Annotated in this window: 29 protein-coding genes; 8 read left to right on the top strand and 21 right to left on the bottom strand. The window is 60.7% G+C overall.

Annotated elements, in window-relative coordinates:
• The first annotated feature begins 9 nt into the window (after nt 1-9).
• Nucleotides 10-759 carry a phytanoyl-CoA dioxygenase family protein gene (locus BLJAPNOD_RS11905; protein ID WP_158556117.1) on the top strand — a complete coding sequence of 250 codons (750 nt, stop codon included), beginning with the start codon at nt 10-12 and terminating at the stop codon, nt 757-759.
• Nucleotides 756-1,505: a TylF/MycF/NovP-related O-methyltransferase gene (locus BLJAPNOD_RS11900; RefSeq protein WP_115419948.1), complete on the top strand. Its 750-nt coding sequence runs from the start codon at nt 756-758 to the stop codon at nt 1,503-1,505. Before BLJAPNOD_RS11905 ends, BLJAPNOD_RS11900 begins: the two co-directional genes overlap by 4 nt.
• A 2-nt stretch (nt 1,506-1,507) precedes the next feature.
• Here BLJAPNOD_RS11900 and BLJAPNOD_RS11895 read toward each other — a convergent pair whose 3' ends face one another.
• Nucleotides 1,508-2,038, bottom strand: a complete 531-nt coding sequence (locus BLJAPNOD_RS11895; RefSeq protein WP_115419947.1) for a hypothetical protein — start codon at nt 2,036-2,038, stop codon at nt 1,508-1,510.
• 14 nt (nt 2,039-2,052) lie between these two features.
• Nucleotides 2,053-3,480, bottom strand: coding sequence for a hypothetical protein (locus BLJAPNOD_RS35935; protein ID WP_244610928.1), 1,428 nt, complete (start codon nt 3,478-3,480; stop codon nt 2,053-2,055).
• A 298-nt stretch (nt 3,481-3,778) separates the two neighbouring features.
• Here BLJAPNOD_RS35935 and BLJAPNOD_RS35360 point away from each other — a divergent pair, with 298 nt between their 5' ends.
• Nucleotides 3,779-3,919, top strand: a complete 141-nt coding sequence (locus BLJAPNOD_RS35360) for a hypothetical protein (protein WP_158556116.1) — start codon at nt 3,779-3,781, stop codon at nt 3,917-3,919.
• Between the two features lie 79 nt (nt 3,920-3,998).
• Here the strand turns inward: BLJAPNOD_RS35360 and BLJAPNOD_RS35355 are convergent, their stop codons facing one another.
• The 17 genes from BLJAPNOD_RS35355 to BLJAPNOD_RS11805 form a co-directional block, all read right to left on the bottom strand.
• Nucleotides 3,999-5,444, bottom strand: a complete 1,446-nt coding sequence (locus BLJAPNOD_RS35355) for a hypothetical protein (protein WP_077504450.1) — start codon at nt 5,442-5,444, stop codon at nt 3,999-4,001.
• Nucleotides 5,444-5,713, bottom strand: a complete 270-nt coding sequence (locus BLJAPNOD_RS11880; protein WP_077504451.1) for a hypothetical protein — start codon at nt 5,711-5,713, stop codon at nt 5,444-5,446. The genes BLJAPNOD_RS35355 and BLJAPNOD_RS11880 overlap by 1 nt, the downstream gene beginning before the upstream one ends.
• On the bottom strand, nt 5,710-7,221 hold the full coding sequence (locus BLJAPNOD_RS11875) for a tail fiber domain-containing protein (RefSeq protein WP_115419945.1): 1,512 nt from the start codon (nt 7,219-7,221) through the stop codon (nt 5,710-5,712). Before BLJAPNOD_RS11875 ends, BLJAPNOD_RS11880 begins: the two co-directional genes overlap by 4 nt.
• A gap of 3 nt (nt 7,222-7,224) precedes the next feature.
• Nucleotides 7,225-7,671: a GNAT family protein gene (locus BLJAPNOD_RS11870; RefSeq protein ID WP_115419944.1), complete on the bottom strand. Its 447-nt coding sequence runs from the start codon at nt 7,669-7,671 to the stop codon at nt 7,225-7,227.
• Nucleotides 7,668-9,284: a hypothetical protein gene (locus BLJAPNOD_RS11865; RefSeq protein WP_115419943.1), complete on the bottom strand. Its 1,617-nt coding sequence runs from the start codon at nt 9,282-9,284 to the stop codon at nt 7,668-7,670. Before BLJAPNOD_RS11865 ends, BLJAPNOD_RS11870 begins: the two co-directional genes overlap by 4 nt.
• Entirely contained in the window at nt 9,281-9,883 is a 603-nt protein-coding gene (locus tag BLJAPNOD_RS11860) for a hypothetical protein (protein ID WP_115419942.1), read from the bottom strand. The genes BLJAPNOD_RS11865 and BLJAPNOD_RS11860 overlap by 4 nt, the downstream gene beginning before the upstream one ends.
• The gene (locus BLJAPNOD_RS11855) at nt 9,880-10,482 is read right to left on the bottom strand and encodes a hypothetical protein (RefSeq protein WP_115419941.1); all 603 of its coding nucleotides are present in this window, start codon (nt 10,480-10,482) and stop codon (nt 9,880-9,882) included. Before BLJAPNOD_RS11855 ends, BLJAPNOD_RS11860 begins: the two co-directional genes overlap by 4 nt.
• Nucleotides 10,479-10,652, bottom strand: coding sequence for a hypothetical protein (locus BLJAPNOD_RS35350; RefSeq protein WP_158556115.1), 174 nt, complete (start codon nt 10,650-10,652; stop codon nt 10,479-10,481). The genes BLJAPNOD_RS11855 and BLJAPNOD_RS35350 overlap by 4 nt, the downstream gene beginning before the upstream one ends.
• Nucleotides 10,649-10,972 carry a hypothetical protein gene (locus tag BLJAPNOD_RS11850; protein WP_115419940.1) on the bottom strand — a complete coding sequence of 108 codons (324 nt, stop codon included), beginning with the start codon at nt 10,970-10,972 and terminating at the stop codon, nt 10,649-10,651. Before BLJAPNOD_RS11850 ends, BLJAPNOD_RS35350 begins: the two co-directional genes overlap by 4 nt.
• Nucleotides 10,969-11,190, bottom strand: a complete 222-nt coding sequence (locus BLJAPNOD_RS11845; protein ID WP_077504458.1) for a hypothetical protein — start codon at nt 11,188-11,190, stop codon at nt 10,969-10,971. Before BLJAPNOD_RS11845 ends, BLJAPNOD_RS11850 begins: the two co-directional genes overlap by 4 nt.
• Before the next feature lie 81 nt (nt 11,191-11,271).
• Complete coding sequence (locus BLJAPNOD_RS11840; protein ID WP_077504459.1) at nt 11,272-12,267, bottom strand: DUF5309 domain-containing protein; 996 nt, start codon at nt 12,265-12,267, stop codon at nt 11,272-11,274.
• 24 nt (nt 12,268-12,291) lie between these two features.
• Nucleotides 12,292-13,251, bottom strand: a complete 960-nt coding sequence (locus BLJAPNOD_RS11835) for a hypothetical protein (RefSeq protein ID WP_077504460.1) — start codon at nt 13,249-13,251, stop codon at nt 12,292-12,294.
• Nucleotides 13,252-13,286: 35 nt separating this feature from the next.
• Nucleotides 13,287-13,526, bottom strand: coding sequence for a hypothetical protein (locus BLJAPNOD_RS11830; RefSeq protein ID WP_077504461.1), 240 nt, complete (start codon nt 13,524-13,526; stop codon nt 13,287-13,289).
• Nucleotides 13,523-14,524, bottom strand: a complete 1,002-nt coding sequence (locus tag BLJAPNOD_RS35170; protein ID WP_147294542.1) for a hypothetical protein — start codon at nt 14,522-14,524, stop codon at nt 13,523-13,525. The genes BLJAPNOD_RS11830 and BLJAPNOD_RS35170 overlap by 4 nt, the downstream gene beginning before the upstream one ends.
• Nucleotides 14,521-16,578, bottom strand: coding sequence for a phage portal protein (locus BLJAPNOD_RS11815; protein ID WP_115419938.1), 2,058 nt, complete (start codon nt 16,576-16,578; stop codon nt 14,521-14,523). The genes BLJAPNOD_RS35170 and BLJAPNOD_RS11815 overlap by 4 nt, the downstream gene beginning before the upstream one ends.
• The gene (locus BLJAPNOD_RS11810) at nt 16,578-18,017 is read right to left on the bottom strand and encodes a terminase large subunit (protein WP_115419937.1); all 1,440 of its coding nucleotides are present in this window, start codon (nt 18,015-18,017) and stop codon (nt 16,578-16,580) included. Before BLJAPNOD_RS11810 ends, BLJAPNOD_RS11815 begins: the two co-directional genes overlap by 1 nt.
• Nucleotides 17,902-18,312, bottom strand: coding sequence for a hypothetical protein (locus BLJAPNOD_RS11805; RefSeq protein ID WP_199565933.1), 411 nt, complete (start codon nt 18,310-18,312; stop codon nt 17,902-17,904). Before BLJAPNOD_RS11805 ends, BLJAPNOD_RS11810 begins: the two co-directional genes overlap by 116 nt.
• Nucleotides 18,313-18,613: 301 nt before the next feature.
• On the opposite strand from BLJAPNOD_RS11805, the gene BLJAPNOD_RS11800 reads away from it, so the two are divergent.
• The 4 genes from BLJAPNOD_RS11800 to BLJAPNOD_RS11790 all read left to right on the top strand — a co-directional run bounded on the left by BLJAPNOD_RS11800 (nt 18,614) and on the right by BLJAPNOD_RS11790 (nt 21,297).
• The gene (locus BLJAPNOD_RS11800) at nt 18,614-19,129 is read left to right on the top strand and encodes an SEL1-like repeat protein (protein WP_115419936.1); all 516 of its coding nucleotides are present in this window, start codon (nt 18,614-18,616) and stop codon (nt 19,127-19,129) included.
• 128 nt (nt 19,130-19,257) lie between these two features.
• Complete coding sequence (locus BLJAPNOD_RS11795) at nt 19,258-19,839, top strand: tetratricopeptide repeat protein (RefSeq protein WP_115419935.1); 582 nt, start codon at nt 19,258-19,260, stop codon at nt 19,837-19,839.
• 736 nt (nt 19,840-20,575) lie between these two features.
• Nucleotides 20,576-20,710: a hypothetical protein gene (locus BLJAPNOD_RS36360; protein WP_256372316.1), complete on the top strand. Its 135-nt coding sequence runs from the start codon at nt 20,576-20,578 to the stop codon at nt 20,708-20,710.
• Between the two features lie 314 nt (nt 20,711-21,024).
• On the top strand, nt 21,025-21,297 hold the full coding sequence (locus tag BLJAPNOD_RS11790; protein WP_115419934.1) for a hypothetical protein: 273 nt from the start codon (nt 21,025-21,027) through the stop codon (nt 21,295-21,297).
• 132 nt (nt 21,298-21,429) lie between these two features.
• Here the strand turns inward: BLJAPNOD_RS11790 and BLJAPNOD_RS11785 are convergent, their stop codons facing one another.
• A complete protein-coding gene (locus tag BLJAPNOD_RS11785) occupies nt 21,430-21,834 on the bottom strand; it encodes a DUF4440 domain-containing protein (RefSeq protein ID WP_115419933.1) in 405 nt (134 codons plus the stop codon).
• A gap of 339 nt (nt 21,835-22,173) precedes the next feature.
• On the opposite strand from BLJAPNOD_RS11785, the gene BLJAPNOD_RS11780 reads away from it, so the two are divergent.
• Nucleotides 22,174-22,374: a hypothetical protein gene (locus BLJAPNOD_RS11780; protein ID WP_115419932.1), complete on the top strand. Its 201-nt coding sequence runs from the start codon at nt 22,174-22,176 to the stop codon at nt 22,372-22,374.
• 216 nt (nt 22,375-22,590) lie between these two features.
• Here BLJAPNOD_RS11780 and BLJAPNOD_RS11775 read toward each other — a convergent pair whose 3' ends face one another.
• Complete coding sequence (locus BLJAPNOD_RS11775; RefSeq protein WP_115419931.1) at nt 22,591-23,172, bottom strand: BA14K family protein; 582 nt, start codon at nt 23,170-23,172, stop codon at nt 22,591-22,593.
• Nucleotides 23,173-23,474: the final 302 nt, after the last annotated feature.

Raw genomic sequence — 23,474 nt, 5'->3', positions numbered from 1 at the left:
GGCGAAAAATTGCTGAATCATCCGCATCGCGACAAGACGACGGAGGTCGCATTCCTAGACGAGTACAAAGAGGTCGGTTTTTGCCTGGTTCGCGGTATTCTCGATAGCGAGGCCTTGCGCCCGGTCGAGGAACGCTGCCTACAAATTCTTGAGCAGTTTTCGGGCCAGCGTTTCTCAGGTTTAGACGATCCCGATCTGGTCAAATATCTGACGGGCAGTCGTGAAGCGGAACAATTCCTGTACCAGGAAATCCGGCGGCACCCTGAGCTTGTCGACCTGTCACTAAACGGGAATATCGCCAGCGTGTTGCGTGCGCTGTTGGAGAAACAGCAAGTCGACCTCCTAGAGAAAATCCCCTTTCGGATTGATTGCCCCATGGTCCTGCGGGAACTGGCTGTGTGGCACCAAGATGTCCACTATGTGAAAGGGGCAACCGAAACCATTACTGCGTGGATTCCTCTTTTTGATGCCGGCTTCAAGGAAGGGTGCCTTCTGGTGATGCCGGGCACTCATAAGCTCGGTCAAATTCCCCATGAGGTGAATGTCCTCGGGAAGAAGTTCTATCCGGCCGGCATCTTCGACAATCCGGTCAAATACGTCGAAATGAAGCGCGGAGACGTCCTGTTCTTCAACTCGTGCCTGTTGCATTCTTCAGGCAACAACATCAGCGACACCATCCGCTATAGCATCCAATCCCGATACCTTGGGGCCGATGCCGTGAGCGACGAAGTGATGGGCAAAAGGATCTCCGTACAATGAAGTCGCGCGACAGCAAAAGCCAGTCCAAGAACGATCTCAATCAGTTCTCCGGCGCCGCCGCGTTGTTCGAAAGTGAAGCGATCGATCTCATCGAGCGGATCGAAGCTTTCCCAAAATACGCTTCGCGCCAATCCATAGCGAAATTCCTCACCAAGTATGAGATATTTAAGAAGATTCTCGGCGTGAACGGATCGATCGTCGAATGTGGAGCTTTGCACGGTGCAGGCACGCTGACATGGGCAAAGCTGTCGGCGATTTTCGAACCAGCGAACCATACTCGCAAGGTTTTTAGCTTCGATACATTCGAGGGGTTCCCGTCAGTCCACGAGAATGACAGCGCTAAGGGAACGTTCAACCAGATGCATGTGGGCGGCCTCACAGGTAGCAGCGAGGAATCGGTGCGCAGGGCCATCGAGGTTTTCGACATGAACCGTCCAATCAGCCACATTGCGAAGGTGGAGCTGGTCAAGGGCGACATCATGCAGACCGCCGATGCATTCGTGGAAGCTAACCCCCATTTGGTCGTCGCGCTCCTTTATCTCGACTTCGATCTATACGAGCCGACGAAGAAGGCACTGGAGGTCTTTTTGCCCAAGATGCCCAAGGGGTCGATTATCGTGTTTGACGAACTCAATGCGCAGATATTCCCTGGCGAAACGCGAGCCGTGGATGAAGTTGTGGGGCTGCGGAACCTGAAGATAGAGCGCTTCCCCTTCGATTCGTACGTTTCCTACGCGCAACTATAGCTTCAGAGGTTGACGGCCGCCGTCCACATGGCGTCGATCTGGCCTTCAGTCAGGCCAAGCGCGGCGCCGACGGTCGCGATCAGCGGGTGCATACGGTTGAAGGTGGTCGCATATTGCCATTCGATTTTGGCGGTTTCCTTGTTGGGCCCCTCCGGCATGGTGTCGATCGCCTGTGTCACCTGCGCCGGGCTGTAGCCACCCGATACCAGACCGAGGCGGAACTGCCGGGCAGTGAGTGGCGGCATCTGGGCTCGCAGCTCTTCGGGTGTCGGCGCAGGCGGCGGCACGTAAGGATCGACCGGGAAGCCCGGATTAGCCGCCAGCCAGTCCTTCAGTACCGGCGCGAGCCCGAAGGGGTCGCTGACGCGATAGGCATAATCAACGATTGCCTCCGGTTCGCCGCCGCCAAATGAGACGGTGAGATTAACCATCAGGGCATCGTCGTGGTTTTCCGTGATCTTCCCCACGGACACAAGGGCAAAGGGCGGTGGCGCTTCTGGTGCTGGTGAGTTGCTGATCTCTTCTTCGACCATCTCTTTCTCCCTTGTTACGCCACACGCTGGAATAGAACCTCGGACCCAGCGTAGGACGTCATTCCACGGCATCGCCATGTTCCAGACAAGGTCGCACCTGTTCCACCGAGCGCCGCCGTTACATATTGAGCGGTGCTACTTGACCAAATTTTGAGGGTGGACGCTTGGTTTCTAGCGCCCTCACCACTCCCAACTGTAACCGCCAAAACTGTTCCAAGCGGGAAGTTCGTTTCACCGCTGTTCGAGCCCTTGTAGATCTGGGCCAGATCGGTGGCATGGTAGCCGTCGACCGTGTCGGCGTTGCCGGCGCCGTTCGCGTAGTTGACGTTGAAGTTGGACGGATTGTAGACATACATCTGGGTGCCGGTGCTACTGGCATCGCCACCCCAAATCCACGCCGGCTGCCCAGCCTGCCCATTCCAGTTGAACTGCATGTTGGTGCCGCCAGCCGCGCCGTTCATCTTCAGGAATCTGGCGGATCCTGCGTCTCCGGTGTTGACAGTGACCTTGTTGAGCAAGGCATTGTAAAGATCGACGCCAAAGCTAAGCATACCGCCGGCAAAGACGACGTTGCCGTCGGTCTGATAAGTGGCTGATCCGACCTGTAGGTGGGCGGCCGGCATCACGTATTTCGAGCCGTCGTAGTGCAAATATCTGGAGCCGCCGCCCAAGAAGACGACGCCAGTGCCGTTGCCACGAGTAGCGGTGATGTCACCATTGACCGTGATGCCAGTGGTTTGAATCGGCCCATCGATCTGTAGCAGGCCATCCGACTCCCTGAACTGTAGAGCCCTGACGAACACGCCGGAGGTATTGTAGAGGTTGAGCCGCAGGGAGTTGTCAGTGACTTCGTTGTAGAGCAGGGCTCGATTGATGCCGATGGCCGTCCTGAACCAGAAATGTTTATTGCCGTTGCTGTTGATGTAAAAGTTGCTTCCGGTCGTGACAATGTCCCCGGACATCCCTAGTGACGTTCCAGTGATCTGGCCGGTAAAAGTCTTCGCCGTCATCGTCGCCGGCAGCCGCGCGTCTGCGATAGTACCTGTCGTCAGGTTTGAAGCATTGTTAGCTCCGAGCGTCGCACGTGCCGTTGCCGCGTCCACGTCATCCAGCAGCGTTCGAGCAAAAGGCGTTAGTGCGGTGGTCGCGTAGGCGTCCAATGCGGTCGTGTAAATCATCTGATCAACAACAGTTACCAGACCGGCGATTGATTGCAGGCCAGCATCATAGGCCTGCACGTTCGTCCCGATTTCAACGCCGAGCGCAGTGCGCGCAGCGCTGGCCGACGTCGCACCGGTACCACCGGCTGTGACTGGACGAGGCGCGTTGGCATCTGCGGCCAAGTCGTCGATCAGCGTGTTGTAAGGCACGCTCTGAATGGTAGTGTTCGGCACGCCTTTCGTGCCGGCCGGAGGGGTGTAGACACCGCCAGTTCTGGGCATGGACATTCTCCATAGAAAAAGCCCCCCCAAAAGGAGCCTTGCAATTTCGGTATTCAGCAAGCCGGATCGCAGAATGGCTCAATCTACGCCGGCAACACGCCAGTCTATGGCAACACGACGGCCAACGTTTACGGCAACACCGCTTACGCAAACACAACCTATACCGGCGGCCAGCCGATCAACATTCCGATGTCTCAGACCACCGTCATCGTCGCAATGTTCAAGGCACCAAACATCCCAGCAGGCGCGCTTAATGCTGCGGAAGTCCACGCCGCCTCAAAGCCGAAGAAGAAGAAAAATGCTCCTTCCACCTGACCTCAAAACTGCCGTTGAAGGGTTCGCCAAGGAGCGCGGTGTCACACGAGAGCAAGCCATCGCCCTGATCATCCGTGATTGGGCGAGCGGCAACGGCTACCTGGCTTTTGTCGACGAGGATTGAGCAAACCCCGTTCTCATCTATTTTGATGCTATGCAGATCGATCACAACCTGCATGAACAGTCCCGCGCAGCGCTGAAAATCATCGGCGTGCTTGCGGCTGTGACTGTCTGTCGGTCTTTATCCCGGTGATCTTCGGGGTCCGTTGGGTCGTTGAATTGCTTCCCGCCGACGCTGTCGGAGCGTTCGGGATTGCTTTCCGCATTTCGAGCTGCCGCACCCGCTCGTTTGACAGCATTTGCTGCTCGATCATAGATCGCGCCACAGCCTTCATTTCCGGGGTCGCAAAGTCGTTCGCCAGCAACTCGTAAAGGCGGGGATCAACGCCACCTGCCGACTGCGCGACCTGAGCCGGCTGTTGCTGATCAACGGCCTCTGCCTGTTCGATCTGTTGCGGGGTCGAAGGCGCGCCGGTGTTAAGCGCGTCCATGATCCCGCCGCGTGCGACTGCAAGCTGCTGCGATCCTTGGAACTGCGCGGGTAGGCCTTGCGGCAACGGCTGCGACAGAGGCGGGGCAAGAAGTGCAGCGACTTCGCGCGGCGGCTCCATGGCGGGCGCCTGAGCATCCCTGCCCGGGAAGCGCGCGGCGTATTCCGCCGTTTGCTCGAATGCCGCGACCTCGTCGGAGAGCGAGCCGCCACCCTCCTGCATTGCCGAGTCGACAAAAGGTGAGGCGAACGGGCTTCCGCTCTGCTGGGGCATGTCGCCTCCGGGCATTGCCGACCCAGCTTCGGCTGCGTTCTGCGGTGCACGCCCGATTTGGCCGGCGCTATCGCCGATCAGCGCCAGCGCCTTTCCACGGTGCCCCGCCATCTGCTGTTCGACCTTGTCACGCACGGTTCCGGGTGCGCCGCCGTTGTTGGCGTCAGATGCGCCATAGCGCCCAACCCTTCCAGCATTGATGGCGCTGTAGATATCAAGCAAGCCCATGCCTGGTTGTACGCCCGCCTTCCGAAGGTAACTGACGACAGCGCCGTTCTCACCGAGCTGAGAAGTGACAGGATTGTTCCAATCGACGCCATGCTCTTTCGACTGAGGCTCCCCGAACTGAATGAAGCCTTCGTGCTGACCGTATTGCGTCGTCGGCCCCTTCTTTCTTGGGTCGAAAGTGCCGGCCGTCTCGTATGAAATAGCTGTTGCGAGCTCAACTGGATCGACGCCGAGCGCTGAGGCTGAGGAAATGATGCCGTTGCGGATCTCGTCATTGCCAATGGTCGCAACGGGCATGTTACCCCTGCTGTCGACCTTCGGCATGGCGCCGGACTTGGTCGCCGTCGCACGCGCGGGCGTGCCGAGGATCGAGTTGTAGAGGGTCGAGGCCGCATCCGTGGCGGCCTTCTCTGCCTTGTCGGCGCGATACTTGCCGAAACCGACGGCGGCGCCCTTCAGCAACGCGCCGATCCCTTCCGCGGCCGTCTTCGGCTGTGCGCCCATGATCTGCTGCGAAAGGGCATCAATCACCTGCCGCTTGCGAGCGAGCGACTGCGCGGTTTCGCCAGTGTCGCCGCCAAACAGAAATCCGACCATTAATAGAGCCCTCCATTACGGCCCATCGTTAAAAAGTTGGCGAGGCCATTCAGCGCCGAGGGCTGGGCAGCTCCCGGGGTCACCGGAAACGCGGCATTTCGCTTCGCCATTCCAGCTGCAACGACAATCGTGAGGGCACCCGCGCCGTCGGCGACGTTCTGGGGCATCGGCTGTCCCATGATCATTGCCTGCCGTTGCTCGGCGAGCTTTTGGCGGTTCTGGGTGGTGTCGGGTTTCTGCAAGCCGGTGTAGACAGCAAACGGGTTCATGCGCTCTTCTTTCTAACCGGGGCAGAGAACAGCATCCCGTAATCGACGCGACGCAAACCGTCCGAACCCTTGGAGACCGCTTCCGGACGCACCTTCTCCACCTCCTGAGCCATCACGCCGATGCGCTTCGGGGCGCTCTTGCCCTCGCCCTTGTATCGGTACTCGTAGAGCCCGCCGATGAGCTTTTTGTCCTTCTTCGCGCGCTCATCCGATAGAGCTGCGAAGCCGGCGAGACCACCAAGGACCGAGCCGATGCCCGCCTGTTTTTGATTGTAAGCGCCGACTTTGTTCGCGTAGTCCTGCTGAACCATGCCGGCGTAATCGATGTTCGGGATGCTCTGCCCCTGAGTCGGAACGAAATTCGGGTTGTTGACCTGAGCGCCGGAAAGCAGGCTCGAAATCTCGTTGATCGGCTGGTTTCGCAGCGCATATTGCTCGTTGAGATATTGCGACCGCGCCTGGTTCTGGGCCGCAAGCTGGGCCTGCTGTGCGTTGAACGTCTGGTCTTTGAGCGCGTTGTTCGCCGCGGTCTGGGTCTGGTTGTTCTGGTACATCTGCTGGTTGGCGGAGTTCCCGAACGTTGCCGAGGCCAGGCCCTGATCGAACTTCTGCTGCTGGGCGGTGTTGTTCGCCTGCAGCTGCGCCTGGTTCTGCCCAAACTGTTGCTGCTGGGCGGTGTTCGCGAACTGACCGCTCGACAGCATCTGGTTATAGGCCTGCTGCTGGGCGTTGTTCTGGAAACCTGCCTGATCACGAGCGAGACCGGCGAGACGTGATTGCTCCTGACCCGCATTGAGGATCGCGCCGAACCGAGCGTCGTTCTCCTGCCTCGTCGCTGAATCGATCGCGCGGTTATAGGCCTCGGAACCCGGCTGCAGTCCCTGATTTGCAAGCTGCGTTTCGAGCACGGATCGGCTCTGCGCGAGCTGCGGGTTCATCCGCTCCATCAGCGCATTTTCATAGCGTGAGGTGTCGGAGCTGTAGTCGTAGGTTTTGGTGATGTCGCCAGCGTTCCCCAGCGATTTCTGAATGTTTCCGGCGTCCGCAATCGTGCTCTGGACGTTGCCAGCATTGCCGAGGCTGGTTTGCAGGTTTGGGCCTGAGCCATACTGCGTGTACTGCGGCAGCCCAACTTTCGAGGGGTCGCCGGCAGCCGGCGCACCGTCCAGATTGAACGGCTTGCCCAGCAGATCCTGTAGCCGTCCTGACTGCGAGTTCGCGAGCTTCGACAGATTGAGTTCGGCGGCATCGTTTTGGATTTTGATGGCCTGCTGCCCGGGCGAAAGCGTCTGCGTTGCAGTCCATGTTGGCAGATCGTAGACGGCTCCGCTCATCGGGTCCGTCCATTTGTTGGTGCCAGTCTGCGAATACGTCAGGCTGCCGTCGGGTGTGACCTGGTTGACGTTGCCAAGATAGCCGTTGGCGATGGCCGTGCCGATGTTCGTCGAGGTCTGAGCCGCCGCCGTTTCGGGCGGATCGGGAGCCTTCGGTGCTTTTGATTTGCCCATGGTTTACCTCCGATTGACGGGATGCGCCCGCCAGTCGTCATCTGTCAGAGTGAACAGGATTTCCGCCTCGTCGCGACCGCGCAGGCGAGGAATGCGATAGGACTTGAAGCCGAAACGTTCGGCGATCTCGATCATGCCGGCATTGCGCTCGGAGACCCGCAAGACAACGACCTGGCAACGGAGTTGATCGAAGGGGTAGCCGAACATGCCTTTGAGCATCGGGCGCGTGAGCCAGCGCCGGCTCGTCCCCGCCGCTGACAGTTCGATGACGCCGGCCTCGGGCGCGTAATTGTGGAATACGACACCAGCGACAAGACGATCGTCGTCAACGAGCCCCAGTGTCGTGAAGTTCTCCCATCCGCGCTCGCAGCTCGGAATTTGTCGGGCAATGAACAAAGCGACGGCTTGGTTGATCTCGGAGGCGCTCTCTCCTCCCCAAACCAGTTTCAAGCGCTGGCCTCACCGACGGACACTTGCAGTGTGGCAAGGTCAACTTCGACATCGAGCTTCACCGCCCCGCCCGACGTCATGACACAGCCGACAGCAAGCATGTCGCCGCTTGCTCTGACGTTCTGGCGAAAATCGTAGCGCATCAACTCCGATACACTATCCCACATCGCGACATCCCAAAGGCCGACGTCCCATTCGGCCGAGGTCGTATTACCAAGGGTGACACCGCTGAAATTTGGCGTGGTCTTGTCGAAGTCGGCCTTAGCGAACAGCCGGACTTTAGGGCGCGACTTCCCGCGAAAATACATATGCGCCATGGTGGCGGTCGCGCGCTGACCAAACTGGCCCGCCGGTGCGAATTGCGAAAGGTAGGTCCCGCTGAATGTCAGCCCTCCATCGGTTCCGCTCGTATCGCCCTGCCAGACATACCCATCGATCGAGCCGAAGAAGAGCCCACCTTGCAGGGTTTCGTAGCAGAGCGCCTGCCAGTTCGTGATGGTCGACCACCGGCCGGTGAGCACGTTCAAAACAAAGGTCGTATCGGCGACGACGGTGTTTTCAGGGAACGCGACGAAGACAAGGTTTTGCTCCGGCCACTGCTTCAGCGTCCAACCGCCACCGGTCGCGTTTGCTGCCCGCTTCCAATCGTCTTCGATCGGCCGCGATACGGAGACGAGGCTCAACGCCTGCCGGTCGCGCTGGAAAACCTGCGAAATCGGGGTGAGCCCGTCACTCGTGGCAACGAGGATATCGGCTCCGGCTCGGATCCAGGCGTTCTTTCCGAGCGGCTTGCCGATCTGATAGACACCCTTCAGCGCAAAGTTGTTGGCGTCGCTCGGATCAGAGCCGGCATAGACTGCGACTTCTCCCTCGGTCGAGACAAAAACACACATATCCGACAGGCCATCGCCGCTTTCGAGCGACCATGAAAAGCCGGTCATCAACGAACCGCCGCGCTTCATGACCCCACCGAGCGGAAACAGGACGGCCGCCCCACCCATGGCATTGATGGGCAGGTAGTAGGCATCAAGCGTTGCGTTCTTCAGGAAGAACTGCCGGTTCTTGAACATCCAGCCATAATTGAGCTGCGGCATGGTCGTGCCGTCGATGAAGGTGATGGCCGGCGCTGTCGTCCAGCTCGTGCCGTTGTAGATCCGCCGATCGTTCGCGCCGTTGAGGCAAATGAGGTTCGCGGCGCCAGCGTTAGTATGCTGGAAGGTACACCAATCACCGCCAGCGAGGCCCGACACATCCGCCGCAGTCGTGGTTGGTGGCGCTGCCGGCGAACTGACATTATAGATCGCGGTGTTCGTCGCGACGAAGAGCTTCTCGGTGGCGCCATACTTGTACTTGAAGGCGCTCTTGATATCGCCCCCGTCAGCCACGAGACCTCTTTTCTGCGAACCGCCCCTGATCTTGCACCCGACCAACGTCGGGAAGAAATTGCGCAGTACGGTCGCTGAACCAGGCTTTTGAGAAGCCATGTCCGTCGCCGTAACGAGGCCGTCGCGCGGTGCAGGGAATGTCACCGGTTGCGATGATTGCATCTGTCCGACACTCGCCGAGCCACGATTGCTTTGGCCGATACGGCCGGGTCTCACCGCCATCTTCATGATGCACCCCGATTGGCGTTGATTTCTTGCAGGAGGTCGGCCTCGAACTCAGCAAGGGCGTCGTCGAATGGTAGGCCCTTCTGCCGCTTCCAGCGCCACAGGATGCCTTTGACGAGCAAACGCTCAGGGAAAAGCGGGGCGTCGTCGTCGGCCGCCAGCGTATCGCCCGACCCTTCAGGGTCGTGCAGCACCCAGAACTTCGACACGTAGTCGATGACCGATGCGACGCCGGATGCTGCCGGCGAAAACAGGATCTGGTTGCCCTTGATGAAAAAATACGGCTGGGCCGATACGACGCCGACAATCACGGCCCACTGTGAACTGTTGGTGATGGGCCGATAGAATGCACCTGCAGCACTGCGCACGGCGCCGCCTGGTGTCATACGCTCGTAGTCAGCCGGCAACGGCTCGGGCGAGCTTTGTGCAACCCGTTCCTTCAGCATCTGCTGCCAGTCAGCGCGGCGCGCGATTTCGTCGCCGGCCTCCTGGGCAAGCGCAACCATCGTCTGCGCATTCGGGTTCGCCGAACCGTAGACGCTGTCGAAGCGATCGAGCGCGACGACGTCGCAAACTTCATTGATCGACGAAAGCAGCGTCATGGCGTCGGCCCTCCAACTACCACTTGGGCATTGCCCCAGCGCGACCGCTCGTCTCCGATTTTCAGGCCGGAGATAGCAAGCAGCTTCAACTGCTGGGCTGCGCCCACCTTGCCCACGTCGCGTTCCCAGATCGCGATCTCTTCGACGAGCGAATAGAGGTAGGCATCTGCCGCCTTGTCCAGGAGCCAGTTCGTCGTATTCGCGGGCGTCAGCGGCGGGATCTTGCCGTAATAGGTGATGGTCAGGTTTCCGTCGCCGACGGGCCGAACATTAATGGTGCTGCCAACAATCGCGTATCCGGTCGGGATGCCGGCGCGGCCCATATAGCTTTCAGTGAGCTGTTGCAGGGCCACGGCCCGAATGGAAGCCCCATTGGCGTTCTTCACCTCACGCGCCTCGAGGAAGTCCACCGGCAACGTCCCGGTGCCGTTGGTGACGGCGACAGTGTCCACGATCTCCATTTCGGCCACGCGCAGGAAGCGATTGAGCTTCAGCTCTGCCAGGCCGAGGAAACGCGGGAAGAGGTGCGCGATATCGTTCCGGCCGCTGTATTCGCCAGCGTCGACGAGCAACGACGCGTAGTCGGCGATGGCGCTCATAGCGGAACCCTCCGGGCACGCTCGGCCTCGGCATACATGCGGGACCGATCAATGAGACGAGAGACGCGCTCATTCGCTTCCTTGTGGCCTTCAGGATCCTGCTCGGCGCTGGGCCGGCTCGCCTCGATGGCCTTCACCTGCCCTTTGACGCGGTCGAACTCAACGATCATAGGTGGCCGTCCTTTGTGCGCCAGGCGCGATTGTCGGAGTTATTCAGGAATTGCTTCACAAAGCGGTCGTCGCCCTCGCTGTGGGCCTGCACGAGGCCGCCATCGTGGGCGATGTTCAGCGGAATCGACGCGACCCGGTGCCAGTCGCCGCGCCATGCCTTTTCGGCGCTGTTGCGGACGTCCTGGTTTTCGCTGATGAGGTTGTCGACGGGGTAGTCGACCCGGAAAACGTCTTTCTCCCCGTCGAAGTAATGCCAGACCGAGCGGCCCGTCATCGGGTCGTGATCGTAGAGCGTCCAAGCTCCATCACGAATGATCATGCGGAATCGCCTGGAAGCGGGTCGGCGCGCCCGGCTTTGCCGGCGTCGATCAGATCCTTGGCGATTTTGACGGGCACCATAAGCTCTGTACCCGCCGGCACCCGCTGTTCGTCCTCGGCCCAGAAATCGTAGAGCAGGCGAATGGGAACACCGGACTTTTCGGGCTTTTCATCCGCTAAGGTCGGCGGGGTCGTCGTTGGCTTGTTAGGATCTGCCATTTCCGTTTCTCCTGAAATGGAAAAGGCGAGCCGAAGCCCGCCCTTTCTCAGATGATGACGATGGTGATGGAGCCGACGCGATTAGCTCGCGCCGGACAGGCCGAAGAGGTCGGCTGCGACGCCGAGGCCCTTCTCGTTGTGCACCTTCAGCGCGCCTTCGCCGATGATCACACCCTTGTCGGCGTCGCCCGTCTTCGCGACGTCCTTGTCTTCCTGGATCTCGCGGAACCAGAGGAAAGACAGCATTTCGGGATCGATGAAGAAGGCGTTGCGCGACTGCTGATTACCGGTCGCCTGCACCCGGTTCGGGTGGATCATGACCGTACCAAACGGGCCTTCGTAGTAGTCAGCCGTTGCAACGATGGTGTTGCGCTCGCCGCCCCTGGAAACAGCGTAGCGGAACGGTGCAACATTGCTGTCCGACATGAAGGTGACGAACACGCTCTTCACGTAGGGCGAAACCGAGACGTGGCGGAAGTTCGCCCCGCTCTGGTAGCCCTGCTGCATAACGCTGTCCAAGATGGGCTTGGAAAACGCACGCTGCGTGCCATCGGTCGGCGCAACTGTCAGGCCGGTACCGGCGTTAAATCCACCGTTGGCGCCGGCGGCGCCGCGGGAGACGTTCGACGTGATCCAGGTATTGAGCGAGCCGAATTCGCGGGTAGCACCACCGACAGAGGCGTTGGTGTCGACGATGGCGAATTCGACGTCCTTGCGGATCTCGACGCCCTTTTTCAGCTTCTGGTACTTGCGTTTTTCGACGCTGCCGGCGTTCTCGACTGCCTCCTGGGAACCCGAAATGATCCAGTCCTTGCGCAGGATCTGAGTATAGTTGCCGAGGCGAGCCGGCGGCTGGATGGTGCCAAACGTATATTCGTCACCTTCGGGTTTGATGTTTGCGCCGGGAGCGGCCAGCTCATCCGTTTCCCATTCGGGATGCGTGCCCTTGGTCGTGCCCTTCTCGATCAGGGAATAGATTGGGGTATCCTCCGGCGTGATGCGGGACACCACATCGGAAAGCTGTTCCCGATTGCCCTTGGCGTTCGTCGTCTGGAAGGTGTTTGCCAGTGCGGCCATGTTTGTATTCCTTTGAAGCTGGGGTTAATCGAAGTCGATGGACATCGCGTCCTTCATCGACCCGGTTTTGGACAACCGCTGCAACGCTTCCTTGTTCTGACGAATTTGCTGGTTGGCGCCACCGTTCGGCCGAGGGTTCGGCGTGGCCGGGGGCGCTGCCGTCACCTTCGTCAGTGCCTTATGCCGCGCCTGCTCTGCCTTCATCCCGATCTGGGCATAGTAGGCCAGGCCGAACAGTCGATGATCCGAAACGCCCTTCAATTCCTGATCGGAGAAACCAAGCTCACGCGCCGCCGTAAACGCCTGATCGAAGAAAGCCTTGCGGCCGTCTTCCTTCGTCGTCTGCGGGAACACCTGCGCCAGCCTCTCACTCTCGGTTTGAAGCGTCTCTTCGGTGGCCGTCGATGCGAGTTCGCCGGCCACAGCGCTTGAATCGTTCGCCAGTTCAATGATCTGGTTGATGTTTGCCAAGCCGTCGTCGTACATCGCCTTTTGGCGGGTGTATGCGGCGGGGTCCTGATATGCCAACGACCGCGGCGGCTCAGGCGGCAAACGTTCTGCCAGGTAGGAAGCGATACCCTTGACCGTGTTGACCACGCGGGTTGTCATGCCCTCAAGAGCGCGGCCCTTGTTGGCGGTCTCCTGAGTTTTGTGTCTGTAATCGCGCTCCCGCATATACCCGAGCTTGAGCTCGGACAACGGCACCTGATCGCCCCCCTTCAGGGTAATGATCTGGCTGGCCGCGTCGCCGTTCTCGGCCCCGGCTGGCTCGTCGCCTTCGGTGTTGTCTACGGTCTCGCCGGCCTCTTGACCATCCACTGTGGTCTCATACGGCGCATTCGTCGACTGCCCGTCTTCCTCTTCCTGCGCGTTGGCCTCTCCGGGCTCGGCAAAGTCGACGTTCGCGGCGTCGTCGATGGTGAGTGCGGCGCGGCCGCTATCACCCTCCCCGACGAACGGGGAATTGGTGGCTGCGTCTGACATGTGCTTGGTTGCCTTCTAAAGGTTTGGCCCGGGCCCTATGCCGGGGCGCCCTTACCGTCGGTATTGGCTTGTTCCTCGGCGAGGAACTTGAGCTTGCCACGAAATTTCCTGATGGCCCGCACTTCGGCCGCAAAGGCGGCGCGGGTTTCGTCGTCAACGAGCGGAGCGTTGATGCAGCCGTTGATGGCTACCATCTCCAACTCGTCCATAACGAGGTGATAGAGTGGGTTGTCGAGAAGGGCCCGCGCTGCGGCGGATTTTTCACCACTGTTCATGCGCCACGTCCTGCACGATAGAGTGCCCCGAAATCTTCATCGTCAACTGTCTGGCGCCAATCTGCCAAACAAGCCGCACCTAACGCCCCGGCGGCTCCCAGACTGTTGAATTGGATGATTTTCTTGAGGATGGGATGTGGGTTGACATGTTCGCGTATTCGAGCCGCAACGTCTGGACCGACGGTCTTTATGTAATTTGGGCCGGTCAGGTAGGCGCGCAACGCCTCCCCCATCAACTCTTTCGACACCACGTCTTTATCGTAACCAACATCACTCGGCCCAAGTCTACGTGGGCCAGGCTTATTACCAGTGAGCAGGGTATCGTAGATTTGAAGGAGCTGATCCTCAAGGCCTTCGGTCGGGATGTTTCCCACGATCTGGTCTATGACGTGGCCGGTTTCGTGCCCAAGAACTCGATGAACATCGTTCGGGTGCAGATCGTTGGCGATGCCAACTAGTTGTGGCTGTCCGGTTCTGGTGTCAACAAAGGTACCACCGTGCCCGCCCCCGATTTCTTCTCGAGGCGTGAAACGAGGAACTTGGTTTGTTCCTCCTTCGACAACTCCTGCCAGTTCTCGGGTAGAGAGACTGGTATCAGCTTGCTCATTCGTCCGCCTTCCCGCGATGTATCGAGCCGTGAGGGGGCGCCCCTCAATATCGAACATGAGGCGGCCTGTGTCATCGGCAACCGCTCCGTCCGGATAATCCGCCTCGAATGGTCGTTGCGGATAGCTTGGCGGATCATGCTCCATTTCCCGGTTTGCGGCAAGAACTCTGCTCCTCGGCTTTCGCATCACGGCAGCGGGAATGTTCCCCGTAACAGCGAGACCGGCGGTATCCATCGCCCGCGAAAGCCCTTCTTCACTCAAAGGGTCGACTTTGCCAGCGTACACATCCCCTGGAAGCGTTAGGCCCGACCAAGCCGCTTTGACCATATCTGCCGGGATACTATCGTTCAGGATGTAGCGAACAAGCTTCTGGCTTGTGCTTTCGTTCATCCTGGATGCCCTCCGATCTGGACAGGCGAAACTGGCTCACGCGTGAGCAGCTGCGCGGCGTTGGTCTCTCGCTTGAGCGCGAGTTCGGCGTCGATCTGGTAGCGCTTCAACGCGCCGTTCTGCTGGATTTCCGCAAGCTTCAGCTCCCGTTCCATCTCCAGCTTGCGCTTGGCGTTTTCGCCGTCGATCCGGGTCTTCTCGGCCGCCAGCTGCGCTTCCATCTGCAGCCTCTGCATGGCCGCATCCGGCTGCTGTTGCTGCTCAGTCGCCTGCATCCGTTTCTGGATGTCCTCGGGCGTCGGCTTGGTGAAGTAGAGGTCGGGCGATTTCAGCCCCGCCGCTTCCACCGTCTTGGCAATGCCGTTGTAGAGGTTGTCGGGCGAGACATAAGGGTTGTCGGGCCCAAGCGTCATCAAGAGCTTTTCCTGCAACTGCTGGATCATCTGGATCATCAGCATGTCGCGCTCGCGTGTGCCGGCGCCAAGGCCGGTGTTGACAGTCGCGTCCATGCCGGCGTTCCAGTGGCGAGGGTCGAAGGTCACCCATTGCCCGCGAAGCCGCACGGCCCGCGGCCGGTCCTGGTGCCTGATGACGAGGCCGAGCAGGCCCTTGAACACCCGTTTCAGCCCTTGCGCAAAGGTGCGCACCATCAGCTCCGTCTGGCCGATGCCCGCCTGCTCCACCAGCGCCGTCGCCTTCGCCGTCATGTTCTGCAGCGCGTCCGGCGCCATGCCGCTGGAGGCGTCAGAAATGCCGGTGCGGTCGGTCGCCTCCTGGTCGAGATAGCCGAGCATCGAAAAGGATTCCCGCGCCACGAACGGCACGGCGGTGTAGCCGACAGCCCCGCGCACATCGACGCCCTGGCCGACGCGGATCGGCTGGCCGAACTTCGGGTTCAGCACCGATTCCGGGTTCTGGATCACACCTTCCTGCACGATCGGCTGCTGGTTGTTCTGCCAGTAGAGATTGTCGAGCGTCTGGCGCAGGAGCACGGTCTTCACCCGCTGGATCTCGGCCATATCGTCGGTGACGGAGTTGCCCTCGCGCTGGTGCGGGCGGCGCTCGGTGATGAGATCGGCAAAGGGCACCTCGTCCCATTCCTCGTCGTCCAGCAAGTTGTCCGGCCCGATACCGCCGGCAAAGACCAGGCGGCGCAGCTCGGCGATACCGTCGTCGTCGGCGTCCACCTTCACGTAGAGTTCGTAGTATTCCACCTCCTGCAGCGCGGTCGGCGTCGCCTCCCCGTCGCCAAAGACATCGCGCCGTCGGGTGAATGCCTCGTCGTCGCCGTCATGGTCGCCGGCGACAGTAAAGCCTTCCACCTTCGCTCGGTCATAGCCCATGGCGATGAGGTCGGAGCGGCGCATGCGCCGGTTGATGCCGGTGATCGGACTGTCGTCGATCGAGATCGCGTCCGGATGGATGAGAAACTCTTCCAGCGGCACCGCGGCAAGCCGCGTCGTACCACGCTCGCCGGTGCGGCGGATCTTCACGTTGAAGACCGGCTGCTCCACGCGCGCCGTCGGCAGCTCGATCGCCTCGACCGATTGCGATTGTTCCAGCACCTCCACCGCATCGTCGGCGATCAGCTGCACCAGCGCCGCCTCATCGAGCCCGGTATGGCTGGAAACCTCGACGGTCTGCTTCTTCTCGTACCACCAGCGGATCACGCCGTTCCTGAGCTTCAGCGCATCGTGCGCCGCGTCCTGCACCGCGTCATAGCCGTCGCTCTCGGGAAAGACGATGTAGTTGATATAGTCGGTCGCCTGCTCGGCGCCCGCCTCGTCGCCCTGGTTGACCGGCTCGTACTCGACCACCTTGTCGTTGCCGAGCACGGTACGAACGAGCGAAGGCAGCACCTTCTTCACCGCCGCGCGCACGTCGCGCGAAACCACCTTGGAGCGGTTGGCGTCGGACGGCACGTCCTTCATCACCCCGTCGTAATATTCCATCGCCCGGATGCGGTCGACCGACAGCGCGTCGCGATAGGTCTCGCAATCCCGGACGAGCTGGCCGACGAGGTCCGCCAGCGCCTGTTTTGTCATCGCTGCCATTACACAACCTTCCGATCCATAAATTTCCAGGCGGCCGCATCGGCCTTCACCCGGGCAAAGCGTTTCATCATCAGCGCGTAGCGACAGGCCGAGAGAACGTCGTCGCGTTCCTTGACGATCCGGCCGTCCTTGCGGTGGTAGAGCCTGAATTCCTCGAACCATTCGCCGCAGGTGGAAAACACCTTGAAGCGCCCGGTCTGCATGCGTTGCAGCATGTCGGATATCCCTGCCTCGACACCGTTGGTGCCGTCGTCGAAGGTCGCCCGCTCCTGGAGCATCGCGAGCCCCTGCCCGCGATATTGCGCTGCCAGTTGCTCGCCCGAGCCCTTGTCGTGCTGCAGGCCGTCATGCGGCCATGACCAGGGCAGCCAGGCGCCCCAGGGTTTTAAGCTGGCGGCATGGATGATCGGCGTCGCCTCGCGCTCGCGGTAAACCTTCGTCACGTAGAAGATGTCCGCATCCCGGTCCCAGGCACAGGCGACGGCAGCAAACGGATGATCCCAGCCAAAGTCGAGCCCGCCGATCTGCACCCAATGGCCGGGGATCTCGAAAGGCTCGATGCGGATCTGCTCCTCGGTCACCGGGAAAATCCGGCCCGACCCCAACGTCGGCACGCCCTTGGTGCGCGCTTCCTTCTCATGAGCGGGATAGCTCGCGATGATCTTCGCCCGCTCCTGCGGCGTATAGTGCTCGGCATCGTCGATCGTCATCGTCACCACCGTCCTGTCGTCGGAAGGCTCCAGCAGGTAGCGGCTGACCACCGAGCTCATGCCCTTGAGCGGCGTAAACGTCACGGCGACCGAGCCTCCGGTCGCATTGGTGCGGGTGATGCCCTCGAAATAGACGTCCTCCGGCGGCTCCTCGTCGAACCAGACATAGTCCACGGTGTTGGCCTGCCACTTGGCGCGGCCCTGCTCATAGGCCTTCAGAAGCAGCGTCGAGGTTGCGCCCGAAGCGTGGCGCACCGTCACGCTGTCGAGCGCGCCCGAGGCGCTCGATCGGCGCGTATGGGAGACGATCGCCGCCTTCGGGATATAGCCGGTGCCCCAGTCCTCTTCGCTCATTGGCGGGCCGACGAGCAGCCGCTGCACGCCATCGCGTGTCAGCTCGTGCGATTCCGAACCACCGATCATCGTGATCGGCCGGTCGAAGCGTCGGCCCGCCCACCATTCCGGGTAGTCGCCAGTCAGGTGCATGGCCGCTTCGGCCGCTCCTGCCAGCGTCTTGCCCAGCTGGTTTCCAGCCATGAAAAGCCGTTCGCGAAAGGTGGCGCCCGCCAGATGAAAGGCGGCCTGCCTGGCATAGGGCCGGTAGTAGCGCAGCCTATTCGTGTTCTGCCGCCGCCCGATCTCCATCGCCAGTTCCATCCGCTCCCTGAGCAGCGAGGAAAGGCTTGATCTTGGCGTCGAGCTTGCGGATCCGCTCGAGGAGTTGCTCATCCGTCATCTCCCCGATCTGGTTGACATTGACGGTCACGTCCTTCGGCATCAGCGAAGCCACGGCCTTGAGGAAATCATGCGGGTTCTTTTCGATCAGCGCCTGGATCGCCGCCGCCCCTCGGCTCTCCCAGGCGCAAAGCATGTCGTCGAGAAAGAGCTCGCCGAGCTTGGAGCGCACCGCCTTGCGGGCGCGCGTTCGTGCAGGTGCACCCGCCCCGATTGGGGCTCCGACCCGCGACTCGCGCGGCAGGAAACGCCCCGTCTTCGGGTCCTTGGCTGGTTTTCCGATACTCATGATCAGGACTCCCATGCAGCGCCAATGGCGCCGCAAAGCTCTTTACAATCGCTCAGGCATCCGCGCGCGCAGCAAGCGGCAAACGAGCAACAGCCTTCCGATATCCACGGGAAATTGCGCGGACCCACTTGACCTTAGGTTGTATTCTGTCACCAATACTAATTTACAGGCCGCGCAAAGGCGCCTCATACCGGATAAGACAGGTGAGTTAGAGACATAACACATTCAAATTGCAGCATAATTTATCCATTCGATCGTCCCGATTTTGAGGAATTATGCCAATGAATAAGACGGGTGTCTGATGATCCAAAACGCAGTCAGAAGGTTGAAGACCATTTTCACGCCGCGGCTGTCCGCCGCAAATGTCTCGCCCAGGTTGCTCGAACTCGCCACGTCAGGAAATCTCGACGCCCAGGCAGTGCTCGGCGAAATCTATTTCAACGATGGCCGCGAGGAAAACTACGCCGCATCCTACCACTGGAACGGACAGGCAGCCCGCCAGGGCCACGCCGCTTCGCAGGCCCGCCTCGCAACGATCTATGACAAGGGCCTCGGCGTCGAGCCCGATCCACAGGAGGCAATTCGCTGGTGGCGCAACGCCGCGCGCAAGGGACATCACGGTGCCCGCCAGGCAATCGACAGGCACAACCGGGATGACGGCGGTGTCGACCTGAACACGGCACCGGCCGGCTTCTGCGCGGCACTCGATGCTCGCGGCAGGCACCGGGGGGCAGCCAAAGGAACACCCGCAGACAGCCTGTCGCCGCAGGCGCTGGAGATATCGGAAGAAGAACAGATTGATGGCGGCCGAGGCTGAGCAGACGAGCAACACCGCGTCGACACAGCTATCGACGTTATCCCGCGGTCTCAGCCCCCTGAAGCTGAGCAACACGGCTTTGACGACGCTTCATCAATCAACTCCCCCGATAGGAGCAGCGACGACGAATGATCCAGCATTTATGGACGTGGCTGCGTGCAATTTTCGCCGGGAAGGCCCGTCGACAGCCTGTATTGGCCGATCCGCCGCCGCCAGGCGCCACGACCATAGCACCGAGACTGATCGAACTCGCCAAGGGCGGAAACGTCGACGCGCAAGCGGCGCTCGGAGAACATTTTTTCGGCGATACCGAGGAAAACCTGGCTGCCGCCTACCACTGGAATGGGCTGGCTGCGCGCGGCGGCCACATCGGCGCTCAAGGGCGGCTGGCCACGATTTACCACGAGGGGCTAGGCGTCGAGCGCAACCCCAAGGAGGCGTTCCGCTGGTGGCATAGCGCGGCCCTCCAGGACCATTACGGTGCGCAGATGATGATCGCGGCCGCCTACGAACTTGGCATCGTCGTGGAAGCTGACCTGGAAGAAGCCGCCTACTGGGTTTCCCGCTCGTATTTCGGCGCAGGCGATCGTCCCGAGGCCCTCGAATTTGTCGGTGCCTATTACGAATCGGTCATACGGAAGTTATCCGAGGAGCAACGTCTTCGCGTTGCTGAACGCTTGCGCCACCTCGCAGAAACGACATCACGATAAGCGTCGCCGAACGACCTTATCAACGTCGTGCAAACGCGCAACGCTGTCCTTCCAGCAAGGACGACACGCGAACAGGGCACGGCCCTTCCAAGAAGCCGAGAAGCACGTGAGGCGCGTCGGCCAATTCGAGAGAGAGAGAGAGAGAGAGAGAGACATCTGGATGGACAGCCGCGGGCTGCAACCTGCAGGAGCGCGATCGACCGTCTCGTGCCTCCAAAAATGAAAAAGGCCGCTTCGATTACGAAACGACCATCCTGAAATATCCTTAGCCCGCTTCCGGCAGAATGGCAACCCCTTCGCACAAAATTTGTTCTAGTTTCGTTCTTTTTTTTGGATGGCGCCCGCCTGGCCAGCCACTGGGCAATCAAAGGCGCGTGACGTGCGCCGCTTTCTCGTGATTTTGGCTTGCCGGCATCAGGCGTTGAATGCCGGGGCGCATCGGGCTGATCCTTGAGATTGCGCCGTCCACGAGAATCGGCACCGCCACCTCATGCACCGGCGACGCTCGCAGACGCTGCCGTTCGCCCTATGCCGGGGTTGCGCGACCACGCATCAGCAGCAAGCCATCCTCAAATCTCGCCGGACATTTCCAACTTGCCCGGAACAACTCAAGCGCCACCTTCGTTGCCCTTTCGGATGAGCCTTTGCCGGCCCTGCGTATCGGTTAGGGATAACGTGCAGGTATTTGGTTGCGCGCGTCCGATTGTGCTATCATCGCCTCAGGGAGGAGAATGTCATGGAGAATTTCTTCGCACTACTCGCCGTTGTCGTCGGTTCCGCCGTGCTGGGCCTTGCCCTCGCCTACGGCATGCGCCGCCAGAGGGACAGCCACCCGCCACCCAAACACGACGATGCCACGCTGAAGTTCTAACGCATGTCGCGCAAAAGTGTGCAGCGGTTTTGCGATAGCGACATGCGTGAAAACAAGAACTTAAAGCAAGCCAAGCGAATCTGAAAGCTCGCGACGCGCTTCAAGGCATCTCGCCCAATGCCCGCCTTCTCCCGGTCGCGCATCGCGCGCCTCCAAACCCTCAGCCATGTCTGCGCCCCTCGGCCGCACACCCGTCAAAACGCGAAGGCCGATTGCATCACCTTCGGATAACACCCTCCTTGCGTCGAAGCCAAAATACGGAACTATTCGCGTGCCTGGCCCTTATTCCTTGGTCACGATCAAGGAGATGCAAGATGCCCCGAACAACGCTGAAGCCGCGCCTGGCCCCTGATAGCCAGGGTCTTCCAGACCCCGAAGCCAGCGACGTGCCGGATGTGCCAACGGACCAGATCCCGGATGGTGCCGACCTGCCAACCGTAGACCAGGGCCGTGTGCCGCCGGTACCTAGCCGTGACGAGGCAAATCTGGAAAGCGACGAGGCTCTGCCCGATGACGCGGAGGAAGAGGTGCGCGAGCGCGATCCGTCGCGGGAAGCCACCCGTTTCGATGAGACCCTGCCCGAATAGGCTCCGCCCAACCAGATTGGAAAACGCCCACAAGGCGGCCTGCCTATCTGCCGCACATGCGGCTGCGGAAGCCGGAAATCCGGCTCCGCCGTCGCCAAAGGCGCCCTTTGGCTTCGCCTTGCCTGTCGCCAATCACGAATCTGCGGTCGCGTCGATCGCAGAGGTCAACGTGCCCTGATGAAATAGCATCTGCCACCGGCCCGCATTGCGCTTCCAGATGGAAGACCGCAGCGCCCGTTTTTCCGATCCGTCGCTCCCCTTGCGAACGGTCCGGTAGATCAGCAACACGGCATCGGGAGAGATCGGCGTCAGCGCGAAGTCCGTCGCCTCAAGCACACCATCCGCCGGCGTGTCATCTTCCTCGCAGAGAAGTTCGATCATCTCGGCACGGTGATATCGCGTTCCCGACGCACCGAATTCGACAAAACCCTGGGCAAGCAGCGCCTCGACGGCCGTTCTTGACCGGCGCACCTCCGGACGGTGCAGCGCCTCCTCGAGCGCCCGGATTTCGTCAATTTGGACAGTACGATCAGCCATGTCTCACACGCTTTCATTTGAGAAGTCGCACAATCTCATGCGCGTCGCGCAAGAATACACCAGTGTCTTGCGACACAGACATAGACAAGAACAAGCGCAGCGGGCGATCCCGGACAGCCTTTGACCGCAGCCGCGCCCGAAAAGCGGCCTGACAGGAACCGCCACCGGTAAGCCTCCGTTAACCCAAGCCCGCCGTTTCCGCGTCCACCGAGGTCGATATACGGCATCTGCCGTATTCCCGGCACCGAGATCCCGCCGTACGAGCGACGAGCCGCGTCGCGTCAACGCCCCGGCGGGTTGCAGCGGCCGAAACCATGTGTGGAAACTAAGGAAACAGCGATGAAAACGATCATTATTACCGCTGCCGCATCGTTCGCCCTGGCGGCGATCGCAACGGCCGCAACGCCCCCAAGTTCGACCCTGAACGCCAAGCCTGCGAAGGTCGAGCAGGCGGGTACCGACACAATCGAACTGGCTGCAGGCCCCGCCAGGACCAGCAGAACCTCGACGCCAAGCAACGGCAAGGGTTACTCATTCTGAGCAAGCCCGCGGGAGCGTGTTGGCTATTTACGCCAATGCCTGTTGGTCAAACCGGTACCCGCGCAACGTCGTCGCGCATTTGAGACCTTGTCTCTCGGCATGGCCATTTCGCGGATGAATGCCGGAGCGCCCGACAGGGCTCCAGTCACCCAGGGAGGATGACCTCCCCGACAAAGACCCCGCCGATCGCAGCCGACCGGCGGGGTCTGTTTCACCTCAATAATACGGCGAGTAGCACTGCTGCCGCGGACCGCCATAGGGCTGGAACGAGTTGTCCCAGGCACGGTAGGAGCGGTAGCGGTCATAGCACCAGCTGGTGTGCCGCGGGTTTACGCCGGTTTCGACGCGCCGCGGCGGAGCGGCAATCGCGCCGCCGATGATGGCACCGGCGCCGAAGGCTGCCAGCGGATACCACCAGCCGTCATTGTGACGGCGGTACCCATCGCGATAGCCGCGATAACCCCGGTGGCCATTGTACCAGCCGTAGCGATACCCGCCGCTTCCCTGCCAGCTCGGACGCGGGCGGTAGCCGCCATCCCAGTGTGGCCGTGGACGATAACCGCCGTCCCAACCCGGGCGTGGGCGGTAACCGCCGTCCCAGCCGGGACGCGGTCGATGTCCACCATGGTTCCAGCCCGGCCGCGGGCGATGTCTGTCGCCACCCCATTCACGATACTGGACGCTCGTAACGTCGCTTTGCTGCCTCAACTGAACGGCCGCAACCGGCATGGCATTCGCAGGCGTATAGCTCGTCAGAGCCGTCACCACCGCAAGGATCACAATGCCTATCTTCTTCATCTCGACACCTATCCGTTTCGAATAGGCGCAAGCTATCCCCCCTGGACGTGAACCCATGGTGAATGCGTTCATTGTCATATTAGCATGTAAAAACACAATGATATCGGCGACACCTCATGTCACCCAATCCCACGGCGGCATGGCGGAAGATCCTGCCGTCGGCGAATTTCGTCTTGCGCGAGATCAGGCATATCTTTGCCGAGACGTCTTCCCTGCGCTCATCGGCGACACCACTTCAGCACACAGCCAGGCAGTGCAGAAGGCGGTCGCTCCCGATTTGCGTGGGGTCACCGCCGGCACTT

The organism is Ensifer sp. M14 (assembly GCF_003355565.1).
Lineage (GTDB): Bacteria > Pseudomonadota > Alphaproteobacteria > Rhizobiales > Rhizobiaceae > Ensifer.
This window is presented reverse-complemented; position numbering and strand designations above follow the sequence as displayed.